General features: G+C 46.0%; 11 protein-coding genes and 1 riboswitch. All 11 genes read right to left on the bottom strand.

Going from position 1 to position 12,314, the window contains the following annotated elements; genetic code table 11:
* Positions 1–262 precede the first annotated feature (262 nt).
* A complete protein-coding gene (gene speB / locus C7R73_RS09265) occupies positions 263–1,120 on the bottom strand; it encodes an agmatinase (RefSeq protein WP_239992609.1) in 858 nt (285 codons plus the stop codon).
* 48 nt (positions 1,121–1,168) lie between these two features.
* The gene (locus C7R73_RS09260; RefSeq protein ID WP_205076499.1) at positions 1,169–2,710 is read right to left on the bottom strand and encodes an aminotransferase class I/II-fold pyridoxal phosphate-dependent enzyme; all 1,542 of its coding nucleotides are present in this window, start codon (positions 2,708–2,710) and stop codon (positions 1,169–1,171) included.
* A gap of 86 nt (positions 2,711–2,796) precedes the next feature.
* A riboswitch (SAM riboswitch) is annotated at positions 2,797–2,931 on the bottom strand.
* 160 nt (positions 2,932–3,091) lie between these two features.
* A complete protein-coding gene (locus C7R73_RS09255) occupies positions 3,092–4,210 on the bottom strand; it encodes an FUSC family protein (protein ID WP_106450241.1) in 1,119 nt (372 codons plus the stop codon).
* 195 nt (positions 4,211–4,405) lie between these two features.
* Positions 4,406–5,959 (bottom strand): sodium/proline symporter, encoded by a 1,554-nt coding sequence (locus tag C7R73_RS09250; protein ID WP_106450240.1) that lies wholly within the window; start codon positions 5,957–5,959, stop codon positions 4,406–4,408.
* Positions 5,960–6,117: 158 nt separating this feature from the next.
* Positions 6,118–6,627, bottom strand: coding sequence for a DUF2812 domain-containing protein (locus C7R73_RS09245; RefSeq protein ID WP_161525916.1), 510 nt, complete (start codon positions 6,625–6,627; stop codon positions 6,118–6,120).
* On the bottom strand, positions 6,611–6,931 hold the full coding sequence (locus C7R73_RS09240) for a PadR family transcriptional regulator (RefSeq protein ID WP_106450238.1): 321 nt from the start codon (positions 6,929–6,931) through the stop codon (positions 6,611–6,613). Before C7R73_RS09240 ends, C7R73_RS09245 begins: the two co-directional genes overlap by 17 nt.
* Positions 6,932–7,094: 163 nt before the next feature.
* Complete coding sequence (locus C7R73_RS09235) at positions 7,095–8,036, bottom strand: alpha/beta hydrolase (RefSeq protein ID WP_106450237.1); 942 nt, start codon at positions 8,034–8,036, stop codon at positions 7,095–7,097.
* A gap of 130 nt (positions 8,037–8,166) precedes the next feature.
* Positions 8,167–9,111 (bottom strand): Mn/Fe ABC transporter substrate-binding lipoprotein EfaA, encoded by a 945-nt coding sequence (gene efaA / locus C7R73_RS09230; protein WP_106450236.1) that lies wholly within the window; start codon positions 9,109–9,111, stop codon positions 8,167–8,169.
* Positions 9,101–9,958, bottom strand: a complete 858-nt coding sequence (locus C7R73_RS09225; RefSeq protein ID WP_106450235.1) for a metal ABC transporter permease — start codon at positions 9,956–9,958, stop codon at positions 9,101–9,103. Before C7R73_RS09225 ends, efaA begins: the two co-directional genes overlap by 11 nt.
* A complete protein-coding gene (locus C7R73_RS09220; RefSeq protein ID WP_106450234.1) occupies positions 9,948–10,697 on the bottom strand; it encodes a metal ABC transporter ATP-binding protein in 750 nt (249 codons plus the stop codon). The genes C7R73_RS09225 and C7R73_RS09220 overlap by 11 nt, the downstream gene beginning before the upstream one ends.
* A gap of 654 nt (positions 10,698–11,351) precedes the next feature.
* Positions 11,352–12,278, bottom strand: a complete 927-nt coding sequence (locus C7R73_RS09215; RefSeq protein ID WP_106450233.1) for a hypothetical protein — start codon at positions 12,276–12,278, stop codon at positions 11,352–11,354.
* Positions 12,279–12,314 lie beyond the last annotated feature (36 nt).

Here is a 12,314-nt window from a genome sequence, read left to right as displayed (position 1 = left end):
TTTTTCACAATTAGTTGCATCTTTTTTTTGATAGTAACAATATTAACTTTGGAAAAAACATTTGATATAACACAATTATACAACCTGACGACCGGTGACTGACTTGTGATAGATTTCGTAACATCATCATGTAAACAATTACCGTTTTCATTACTTTTTAATGCAAGATGCTTTCATCATGACATTCTGATTGAAAATAGCTGATTTTTATTAAAAAATACCCGACCTTGATTAGTTTGAAGGTCGGGTAATTGATTTTGTACTATTTAGTAAGTGTCAAAAGCATTTCTCTGACAGTCTTGCAGGCCATAGCGGTAGAAGCGCCTGACGGATCGTATTGCGGAGAAAGTTCAACGACGTCAGCAGAAACGATCTGGTTCAAATCCTGCAACGCAGCGATACCCGCCAACAATTCCTTATAGGTAATGCCGCCTGGCTCAGGTGTGCCCGTCCCAGGTAAAGTACCAGGATCCAACACGTCCAGATCAATCGTCACATAAACGGGAACATCCTTCAATTGCTGCACAATCTGCGGCAGCGTGTCGATGGTGAATTTCTCCATATAAGTATGCTCTTTCGCCCATTCGAATTCTTCCTTCAGACCGGAACGGATACCGAATTGGAAAATACGGCCGTCTCCCAGGAAGTCGAAGCAGCGGCGGATGACTGAAGCATGCGACAAGGATTCCCCCATGTAGTCTTCACGCAGATCTGTGTGGGCATCGATATGGATGACATGCAGATCTGGGTATTTTTCATAGGCAGCCTCGATGGTAGGCAGGCTCACGAGGTGCTCGCCGCCGACCATCAAGAATTTTTTGCCATTGTCCAATACTTCTTTTGTGTAGGTTGCGATATCGCTCAAAACGCGCTCTGTGTTGCCGAAAGGCAGATCCAGATCTCCGCCATCATGGATGGCCTCTTCTTCAAGATCACGATCCAAATAAGGGGAATAACTTTCCAAGCCAAATGAATCTTGGCGGATCGCCTGCATGGCAAAGCGTGTGCCTGGCCGGAAACTGGTTGTTCCGTCGAATGGAATCCCGAATAATACGGTAGATGCTTCTTCAAATGAAGATTCGCAGCCGATAAAGGTCTGGATGTTCATGTTATTTTTCACTTTCTGCCGTCCTCCAACTGTATGCTATTTGATTGTTGTTTCGATTGATCAGTCTTTCAGGACTTTGATCTGATGAGGCATTTTTTCCTCAGTCAGGACGTTGCCTAAAGTTTCATTGTAGTAGTGGTAATGCTGCACGACTGCCTCAGAGATCACTTCACCAGGGATGATCAACGGAATTCCTGGCGGGTAGATCATGATCGAGTCAGCACTGATGCGGCCGATGGCGTCGTCGATGCCGACCACTTCATTGTCGGCATAGAAAGCGTCACGCGGGGTGCAGGCCAATTTGTTGATGCTGCAAGTCATCACGTGCGCATCGAAATGTTGGCTTGCTTTTTTGTAGCGTCTACGGACATCCATCAAGGCATCAACCAGTCTTCCGATTGATTCGCGCGTATCGGCTGTGCTGATCACTGCCATCACTACATAGCCTTCAGCCAACTCCATTTGGATGCCGTATTCTTCCTTCAAGATTGTGTATACTTCGAAGCCCGTCAGGCCGATATCATTCACGCGGATCACCAATTTTGACCAGTCATAAGTCTGGTCAAATTTATCTTTGATGTAGTCGGATTTCAATACTTCATAGTCGCCGAATGCTTCGATTGCTTCAATCGCTTCGCTGACGATCGGACGTAGTTTTTTGTAGCGGTCTTTGCCGTACATCGCCAATTCGCTGCGTGCGGCATCGATCGAGCTCATCAACAAGTAGTTCGCGCTTGTCGATTGCAGCATGTTCAGCACTTTTTGTAATTTTGTTGCGGAAATGCGCTCCCCTTGCATCACCATCAAGGAGCTCTGCGTCAAAGATCCGCCGGTTTTGTGCATGGAATAAGTCACCGCATCGGCTCCAGCTTTCATCGGATCCTTCATTTTTCCGGGCATGAACGGCAAATGCGCGCCGTGCGCACTGTCGACGATGACAACAACACCGCGTTCATGTGCGATATCACAGATAGTCTCAAGATCGTTCAAGGATCCGAAATAAGTCGGATAAGTGACCAAAAGAGCTTTCGCTTTAGGATTTTCATCCAAGCCTTTGATGATGCGTTCCACGGAGATACCGTGTGAAATTCCGAAGGCCAAATCCATTTCGGGCTGGATGAAGATCGGCTTTGCGCCGCTCAAGATCAACCCGCTCATCACTGACTTATGGCAGTTGCGGGGAACCAAGATCGAATCGTTCGGCCCCACTACGCTCATGATCATCGCTTGGATGCCTACAGTCGTACCGTTCACCAAGAAAAAGGCTTGATCGGCATTGTATGCTTTTGCAGCCAATTCCTGTGCTTCTTTTATGACGGATTGCGGATGGCTCAACAAGTCCAATTCTTTCATGGAGTTGACATCCATCTGCATCGTCATATCACCGACTGCCATTTTAAATGGCGTCATCTGCGCACCCATTTTATGTCCAGGGACATCGAAAGGCGTAACGTCCTGCTTCGCATTTTTAACAAGCGCTTCGAAAAGCGGCATTTTGATATGTGTAATATTTTTTGCTTTAACGTTAGAAATTTGGTAAGTAATTTTATCAGAATGACCTTCCAAATAAGTGTCTGAATTGAATAAAACCTTTTCAGCCAAATAGATTTCCCCCTTTGATATAAAAAATGGGCATAAAAAAAGCTCTCCAACCAAAGGAAAGCTTCGATATCTATCAGCTGCTTTTCCTCTTATTGCTCATAGGACTTGGATAATCCTACGCTCAGGTTGGGCACCCAATATCAATCTGTACTGAAAAAAATTAGATTGATTGGTTTGCCACCGTATCTTCGACCCCTCGTCTCAACGGCTATTAATAAGAGATATTCAATTTATGCAAGCTAAATTCTATACAAATATGGTGTATATGTCAATGATTTTGAATAGAAAATTATAATTTTTTTCACACGGATTTTCCGAACGATGATTTGACATTTGTTTATGAATATTCATGAAATCGGCGGATTTGCCGTCCTATAGCCTTTAATCCGTTCGTGAAGGTGTTTCCTGGCGCTTATGGTACTTATGGGCCAATTTCAGTTCCTTCTGGTACATGCCCATAGCGAATGATATCAATGCGGCTCCGGCAAAGCCGACGATGCTGCCCAGCACCAATCCGTAGAAGCGGAACCCGATCAAATCCATTTCGAATGCGCTGCTCGACAAGTTGGACAGCAACAACGCCAATGGATTTGTAAAGAAGTTCGCCAAACCGTAATTCCGCACCATCGCATATTCCACAAAGAAATTCAAAACGATCAGCACCACGACCGTTTCCACCGTGCTGAACTGAAGACTGAAGAGGAAGATCCCGATGCCAAGGCCCACCATGCCGCCGACTATCCGCTGCACATGGCGATGGAAAATGACCTTCAGTTCGCGTCCCTGCAGGACAGCCGCACAGGAGACGGCAACCCAATAAAAGTTGCCTATGCCCAAGGAATGCGCCAGATAGGTCGCAAGGAACAGGATGCCCGCATGATGAACCGAAGACAGCAACAATTCCGAGTCATTTTCGACTGCGTCATAAAGGTGCTCCCGGTAACTCCGGGTGTCGTTCCGGTAAGGTCGGTTCAACATACGTTCGTTGAAGGTGACCGCCAAAACCGCCCAGAAGATGGATGCCGCTACCCCGATGCCCACGAAGGAGACCGCTTGGAGCATGCCCGGAATATCCAATTTTACGCCTGCCCCCATGGATGTAACCATGATGACGAAGAAGGCGCCTGGATTCGGGATATGCAGGATACGGACGACCAGGAAGCCGATCAGGCTGACCAGACTGATCGTGATCGGTATCATCCAAGGAACGAATGTGGAGAGCGCGCCGGCCAAGAACCCAGCCATGATGGCAAGCCCTGCCTTGAGAATGCGTTTCGCCAGTTTCGTCGGCGTAAACGGCTGGAAAGAAAGGAACGCGAAAGCCCCCAGAGCACCGAATGTCCCGATGCGCATGTTCCCCGCCATGAGTCCGATGATCAACGGGACCGCGGTGCTCAGCCCGGATCCGATCACCCGCGTCAAAGTATCGTCCGTTTGTCTGATGTGCAGCATCTCTTTGATGTGTCCTTTGATAGTTAACCACTCCCTTATTTTTTTCATTCACTTTTGCCCAACAAAAAAACAGCTTTATCTGAAATAAACGCTGCTTCAATCCTTTTTCAGCTTATCACAAATATTAGGACCATTCGCATCGATTTTGTGACAACTTTCCGAAACATCCGAGATTCCATCTCTGGGATAATTCGAAAAGGCTGCCTCTAAGAGACAGCCCACTGATTTTTTCACATGTATTACTTAGCCTTTCGACTGGCTTTTCACCATTTCGAACTCCTCTTCCATCGCAGCGGATGGTTTTTCCCCGATCAAGGAGAAGATCACGATCGCCACACAAGAAAGGATGAATGCCGGTAACAGTTCGTATATGCCGAACACGCCGCCGATTGGTTTGATCAGAAGTTTCCAGATGAAAACAGCGATTCCGCCTGTCAACATGCCCGCGATGGCACCTTGACGCGTTGTTTTTTTCCAGAACAAGGAGAACAGCATCAACGGTCCGAATGTTGCACCGAAGCCCGCCCAGGCGAAGGAAACGATTGTGAAGATGACGGAGTTTTCATCCAAAGCGATGATGATTCCGACGATAGCCAAAACAATCAAAATCATCCGTGTCATTGCCATGATTTGCTGGTCGGAGGCATCCTTGCGCAGTACGCCTTTGTAGATGTTTTTCGAAAAAGCACTTGCGGCGATCAGCAGATAAGAATCCGCGGAACTGATCGTCGCCGCCAAAATGCCTGACATGACGATTCCGGCCAATAGCGGCGGGAACAATAACGTCGCCATCTCAATGAAGATCGTTTCTGAAGTTGAAGCAGTCGTCAACGCCATCGGGAACATCGAGCGTCCGATCAGACCGATCAGGACGGCAGCGCCCAATGAAAGTGTCGCCCAAATGATGCCGATGCGGCGTGATTGCTTGATATCATCAGCCGAACGGATCGCCATAAAGCGCAACAGCACTTGTGGCATACCGAAGTAACCGAGTCCCCAAGCCATGCTCGACGCAATTGTGATCAAGCCGTATTTGCCTGCAGGTCCAAAGGCAGCCATCGCGCCATCAGCTTGTTGCACACCATCAACTAATGTCGGTGTTGCAATTCCGAAGAAATCCAAAAATCCTGGGATGCCTTTCAGGTTATCGATGACCGCTCCGGGACCACCGGCATGCACGACGCCTCCGACCAAAACAATAGCCAAAGCCGCAATCATGATGATGCCTTGCATAAAGTCGGAAACACTCTCAGCCAAAAATCCGCCGATGAACGTGTAGAACACGACGAACACCGCTCCGGCGATCATCACCGGGATATAAGGCACTTCGAACAAGGTAGCGAAGAGCTTCCCTACCGTCACAAAACAGCTGGCTGCATAGACGGAAAAGAAAACGAATATGAACGTGGAAGATACCGTTAAAATGACTCGTTTGTCCTCATGGAATCGATTGCTGAAGAATTCCGGCAATGTGATTGCTTCCGCTGATTCGGAATAATGACGCAACCGTTTCGAGACGATGATCCAGTTCAAAGATGTTCCCAATGCCAAGCCGATCGCGGTCCAGAATGCGTCTGACAATCCAGACCAATAAGCCACGCCCGGAAGACCCATCAGGAGCCAACCGCTCATGTCCGAAGCTCCCGCACTGATTGCGGCAACCCAAGGACCCAGACTGCGTCCGCCCAAGAAGAAATTATCGGAGCTTTCATTAGACCGCTTGTAGTAATAAAAACCGATACCGATGATGATCGACATGTAGCCGGCCATCGCCATAAAAATTAATGCTTTATCCATAGTTACCCTCCAAAATAAATAATGACATGTTTCATCATTCTAATTTAATTAAAATTTAATGAATTCACTCAGCCATCATAGCATAAGAGTAAAATTGTAAGCAACCTTATTTTCAGGATAAGCAGTAACAATACTTTTATAGCGAAAACAAAAATTACTTAAGCCAATTTTTCCAGTTCTGTTATTTTCTTTGTGCATGTCCCGACTTGCTTCAGGAAAATAAAGGCAATCAATGTCAAAAGCATAGACATCAAGATGAGAATCGGCTCCTTTGTTTGGATTGCATTGTACCACTGCGGGATGGAAAGCAGGAATTCCACAATGGCCAAACGGACAAATATCGTACGGATACGTTCGAATTGTTTGATCTGGCTTTCCGGATCCGTATACAGTTCGAAGTTGCCTTTTTTCCGGAAGATTGCCCAGATGCCCCAAGTCTGTACGAGTTCCCCACCTGAGTCACGTATCAAATCGTACAGTTCATTGCGCTGCTCGACCGTCTTGTCGCTGATGAGATCGACCCGGTAAGTATATTCATCCGGCTGGCATTTTTCGAAAGTATACACCCCCAGGAAGAAACGTTTCATGGCATAGCCTTTTGCGGACATGTCATTCAGGAATGCTTCTTCCTTATCTTTGTCGTAGTACAGCTTAAATTTTTTCATCATTTCCCATCGCCTTTCTGCCGTTTTCGAGAAGTTCGCCCAGTCTGGCGATTTCCTCATTCAGAACTTCTTTTCCGAGTGCCGTAATCAGATATTCCTTCTTTTTGCGGGACTGATCGTCCTGACTATGCAGCATGATCCATTTCTTCTCCAATAAAGAATTCAACGCACCATACAGCGTACCGGCTCCCAGAGCTACCCTGCCCTTCGTACGCTCCTCCACCTGTTGCATGATGCCGTAACCGTGGTTCGGCTGCAACAAAGAAAGCAGGATGTAAAACATCGATTCCGTAAGTGGTGCTCCCATCACATATCTCTCCTTCCGATATATCGTGTATCGTTATATACAATATATCGCCTAACGATATATTTGTCAATGAATTGTCTCCAAACACAAATAAATCAAAAAAAGCCCACCTGATTTCTCCATTTCCGGAAAAGTCAGGTAAGCTCCATTAATTTTGCACCTATCAAACGGTCTCCACATGAGCAGCAATCCACTCGATAACGTCCTGCGTTACCGCATCTTTGTTCGTTTCATTGAGCAGTTCATGACGGGCACCCTCATATAGTTTGTAGCTCACATCCTGAAGGCCAACTTGTTGGTAAGCCCTGCATGTCTGGATGATGCCTTTTCCGGCCTTGCCTCCGACCGGGTCGGCGGTGCCTGAAATGAAATGCAGCGGCAGGTCCTTCGGTATCGATTGGATATTCGCAGAATCGTTCATGGCCAACAAACCGCTGAAGAAATCATGGAAATAGCCAGCTGAACCGATTTTTCCTCGCAACGGATCCGCCAAGAACCTATCCACTTCTGCTCCGTCACGGCTGAGCCAGTCCAAATCCGTCCGGGCGGGCTTGAAACCCCGGTTGAAGTTCTGGAAGACCAGCTTGTCCAGCAAAAGGCTCGGATATGCTCTTCCATTTCTTTTGATTTCCGAAGCTGCCACGACTGTGCCGAGCTTCAGCAAGGCATTCGAAAACACCCCGGAACCGGACAGAACTGCGCCGGTAAGATCGTCCCCGTACAACTGAATGTAGCGTCTGGTCAACATTGAACCCATGCTGTGGCCAAACAGGAACAGCGGAACGGCTGGGTTTTCTGATTGGATGATTTCAGTCAGCGCACGCATATCTGCGACGACCTTGTCGAATCCTGCCTCATCCGCAAAGCAGATTGCTTTGCCGACATTCCCGTTCGTTTTGCCGTGGCCGCGATGATCATTTCCGTAGACGACTATCCCTGCTTCCGCCAGTTTGCTTGCAAAAACATCATAGCGTCCGATATGTTCTGCGTAACCATGTGCAAGTTGGACGGCGGCTTTTGGTTTCTGAATACCTTCCGGCGACCATTTCATCGCGAAGATTTCCGTTCCGTCGATTGATTGGAAAGTGAATGATTTTGCTGTCATGAGTGGACACCTCTTCTGGTACCAGGTTATACAAATGGTTAATAAGCATGGATAACGATATACTTTTCTCCAATTTAGCGATACCTGTTCAAAATGTCAAGCACCATAACAGAAGGGTAACGAATCGCTTTTACTGGCTCAAACCTTCATGAATCTTTTCCAGATTCCATTTCATCATATCGTAGTAGCTGTCGCCGTCTTCCCCTTCTTTCGCAATAGAATCCGTGAACAGATTGCTGTAAACGGGAAGATCCACCTCATTTGATAATCGTTCCATGCTTCTGTGATCGACACTCGTCTCCACAAAGAGAACCGGAACTTCTGAATTTCGTACTTTTTCAATGATTTGCTTCATCTGGTCAGGCGTACCTTGACCTTCGGTATTGATTTCCCAAATATAGGCGGCTTGTAATCCGTAAGCTTGGGAGAAATACTTGAAAGCTCCTTCGCTCGTCACCAACAGTTTCTTTTCCTCGGGGATATCAGCAAATTCATTTTTTGCTTCGCTGTCCAGTTCCGTCAAAACGGCAATGTATGCATCCGCATTTTTTTCATAGGTTGCTTTATTTTCAGGATCTTTTTCACTCATGACGCGAGTGATTTCGGTGATGTACTGAATGCCGTTTGAAATGTCCAACCAAGCATGAGGATCTTGTTGCGAACTGTTTCCCGACAGATATAGCGGTTCAACATTTTTACTGACAACGAAGTAATCCTCATCTTCCGACTTACCAGCAGTTTCCATCAATTTATCAAACCAGCCATTGCCAGTTTCCAGATTCAATCCGTTGTAAAACACAACATCGGCTTCGCTGGCTTTTCGAATGTCTACTGGCAAGGGTTCGTATTCGTGCGGATCAGTCCCAACTGGCACGATACTGTGGGCATCGATCAGATCCCCTCCAACTTTTTCTACCATGTCGCCAATAATGGAGTTGGTGGAGACAACTTTAAGTTTGGTTTCTGTTGTTTCTGATGCATCCGTACTTCCTTTATCTTCTTCCGGAGAATTCCCGCATCCTCCCAAAACACCCACAAACAGCACCGCAGCAAGCAACATTAGTTTATTCTTCATTATGTACATTCTCCTTTCTTAATTGACCAACAAGGCCCTTCTTCGGGGCAAAAATGAATGCCACAATGAAAAACATAGCTGCTGCCATGACAATCGTCGCTCCGGACGGCAAGTTGTAACTGTAGCTGAAGTAAAGCCCAACGATAGAACTGAGGGTTCCAAATACTGTCGACAGGACAATCATAACAATCAATTTATCGGTCAGTTGGTAGGCTGTCGCAGCCGGTGTGATCAGCATTGCGATCACTAAAATCGTCCCGACTGTCTGCAGCGAAGTCACAGCAACTAGTGTCAGCAAAAACATTAACCCATAGTTGATTGCACTGATGTTCCAACCGTATGATTTTGCAATCGTCGGTGCAAAAGAAGTCAGTTTAAGTTGTTTATAGAAAAGCGGCACTGCGATCAAGACGATAATAAGCACAGCGGCTGTCAAGAACATGTCTGAATCCCGGACAGCGAGTACATTCCCGAAGAGGATGTGATATAAGTCCGTGGAGCTTCTGGCGAAGGAAATCAAGATAATCCCAAGAGCAAAAAATGCACTGAAGACGATTCCGATTGCCGTATCGTTTTTTAAACGACTGTGTTTCGTGACAAAACCAATGAGAGCGGCCGACGCCATTCCAAAAACCGTGGCGCCGATGATGTAGCTGCTCCCCAACATGTAAGATAGCGCCACTCCCGGCAATACTGCGTGCGAGATGGCATCCCCCATTAAGGACATCCCTCGCAGGATGATGAAGGAACCGATGATTCCGGCAGATATCCCGACCATGACGGAAGTGATCAAAGCGTTCTGCAGGAATTGGAAATCCAAGAGCCCTTGAATGAAATCATTTAACATTTGTTCCACCCCCCAGACTGATCATTTCGGAAATTGCTTCCCCATAAGCCCTTCCCATATTATTGGCAGTAAATACCTCAGATACTGTTCCAAAGGCAACCACTTCTTTATTGATCAGGACAATATTGTCGAAATAAGACTGTACTTTATGCAAATCATGATGCACGATCACGATTGATTTGCCTTCATCGCGGAGTTGTTTCAACAGCTCAATGATGATTTTCTCGCTGGTAGCATCGATCCCGGCAAAGGGTTCGTCAAGCAGCAGCCATTCTGCTTCCTGTGCCAACGCCCGCGCAATGAAAACGCGCTGCAGCTGTCCACCGGATAATTCACTGATATGCCGATCTTTAAAAGCTGCCATTCCGACTTTCTCTAAAGCCCTCAATGCCAAATCCTTTTCCTTCTGCTTTGGTCTCTGGAAAAAACCTAATTTGGCGTAGGTGCCAAAAAGTACGGTTTCGAAAACATTGATCGGAAAAGACAGATCGATTTCTTGTCTCTGTTCGACATAGGCTACCTTGTTTATCATTTCCTTAAGTGGTTTGCCGTAAAGACTCACTGCTCCAGTATTTAACGGCGTCAAGCCCATGATCCCTTTCAATAAGGTTGATTTCCCTGCTCCATTTGGTCCTACGATCCCTGTTAATTTGTTCGGCTCAAACGCAAGCGTTGCATTCTTGATTGCAGATTGCCCTTGATAGGCTATGTTCATATTCTGGATTATTAAATTTTCCATTATGTGTTGTTCCTTTCTCATTTATATTCTCTGGTCTCTGAATTTGTGCTGAGCGACCCACAACTCATAAGGTTTAATTAAACATATTATTAGGCATACCTAACTTTTTGTTTAAGTTTAACTTATTTAATCCAAGTAAGCAAGTGTTTTACATTTCCCGCATGCCTTTTCTGTAGCTGCTTTCTATAAATGCAAAAAATCACCTTTTTATGTCATATGTATGAATGAAGTTCATTCATACAACAACTTAAAAAGATGATTTATGTTTTATTACACTATACAGCCCGTTAAATTAATATTTGCAAGGTTCTATATGTGAAAAGTTTACTCCCACTCGATGGTCGATGGTGGCTTACGGTTTATGTACTGTTGTATCAAGGTTTTCAGCCCTTGGTAACGTGAATTTCTTTAAGGAAATAGTAACAGATTAATGCGACAATAGCAAGGTAAAATAACCGTTTCTCTACTATATAATAGCAGTATACTGTGGCATACAGTTAGTTTAAAGGGCTCCCCCGGAATATTCAAGCGGTATTTAAGGCTGTTTCAGATTAAGCTACGGGTATCTATACGCTAACTATCCTCAGATTCCGTTTAAGCAAAGGGTATGGACGCAAAAAAGGCCCCAGGCTGTGCGGGGTCTCAAACTACTACTTATTCTGCTGTTACTGCTCTGCTGTTTCTACGCCTCGTAAGTACCCCGCCCTTAGCTACATATTCCGCTTTAAGTTGGGCTACCATCTGCTCTATACGCCTGGAATCTGTAGGCTCTGCCTGGGGCTTTTCCTTTTCGGCATAGGCAACGTAGGACCTGGCTTTCTGTATAAACGGGGCTAGCTCACTGTGTTCCATTTCTAAGTACTCTGCAAGCTCCTTGTAAAAGAAGTGCCTACCCTTTCCGGCCCCCGAAATAACATAGTAATCTTTAGGGCCCCAGGTTTCAGGGTTAGGGCTTACTTTGTGACCGTCTAACCATAGAGGGTGCTCTACTTGATACAAGGCTATAGCAAGCTCTGTAGGTAGGTCCTTACGCCAGTCTACCCTTTCTGCTGTGTATTTCACGGCTATTACGTGCCCGGTACGGTCTACCATAGGGCTAGGAAAAACCTCTGTAACCTCCATAGCCTTATTTATCGTGAATTTAGGCGGTAACTGCTCAATCTCTAACAGCTCCTCTACAATATCCTGTAGCCTTTCTGCTTTATGCTCGGCTACTATTCTCGATACCTCGGCCAGTACGCTATTTATCTGCCCGTCCCTTACGTTATCTGACAACATCAGGCCTTTTATAAAGTCTAAAGTTTTACCGTCCATCAGGATCAAATTAACGTATCTGTCTATGGCCTCAGCTAGGCTGTCTGCCTGTAGCCGTTTATACTTTACCTCGTAAGTACGGCTGTAATCTCCGGCCTCCTGGTCTGCTTTAAAATCTTCCTTAACCTTTGGGAAAAACCGCTTGCTGTCTACGGCCTCACGGGTTACTCCGATACTTAAGCCCGTCTGCTCTGCTATTTCTTTTATATCTGTAACCCCGTCCACGGTGTAAAGGTAAAGGGCACGGTAAATTTTATTCAGGTCCATCTGTACGCCTCCTAAAGTAAAGTAAGATATAGGGAC

It is taken from the genome of Trichococcus alkaliphilus, assembly GCF_003008695.1.
Classification (GTDB): Bacteria; Bacillota; Bacilli; order Lactobacillales; family Aerococcaceae; genus Trichococcus; species Trichococcus alkaliphilus.
The sequence above is the reverse complement of the archived record's forward strand: the minus strand, read 5'-3'. Positions and strand labels throughout refer to the sequence as shown.

Coding starts and splice junctions, on each gene's coding strand:
- C7R73_RS09255 (WP_106450241.1), bottom strand. CDS start 4,210: ATGAAAAAAATAAGGGAGTGGTTAACTATCAAAGGACACATCAAAGAG.
- C7R73_RS09250 (WP_106450240.1), bottom strand. CDS start 5,959: ATGGATAAAGCATTAATTTTTATGGCGATGGCCGGCTACATGTCGATC.
- C7R73_RS09245 (WP_161525916.1), bottom strand. CDS start 6,627: ATGATGAAAAAATTTAAGCTGTACTACGACAAAGATAAGGAAGAAGCA.
- C7R73_RS09240 (WP_106450238.1), bottom strand. CDS start 6,931: ATGGGAGCACCACTTACGGAATCGATGTTTTACATCCTGCTTTCTTTG.
- C7R73_RS09235 (WP_106450237.1), bottom strand. CDS start 8,036: ATGACAGCAAAATCATTCACTTTCCAATCAATCGACGGAACGGAAATC.
- efaA (WP_106450236.1), bottom strand. CDS start 9,111: ATGAAGAATAAACTAATGTTGCTTGCTGCGGTGCTGTTTGTGGGTGTT.
- C7R73_RS09225 (WP_106450235.1), bottom strand. CDS start 9,958: ATGTTAAATGATTTCATTCAAGGGCTCTTGGATTTCCAATTCCTGCAG.
- C7R73_RS09220 (WP_106450234.1), bottom strand. CDS start 10,697: ATGGAAAATTTAATAATCCAGAATATGAACATAGCCTATCAAGGGCAA.
- C7R73_RS09215 (WP_106450233.1), bottom strand. CDS start 12,278: ATGGACCTGAATAAAATTTACCGTGCCCTTTACCTTTACACCGTGGAC.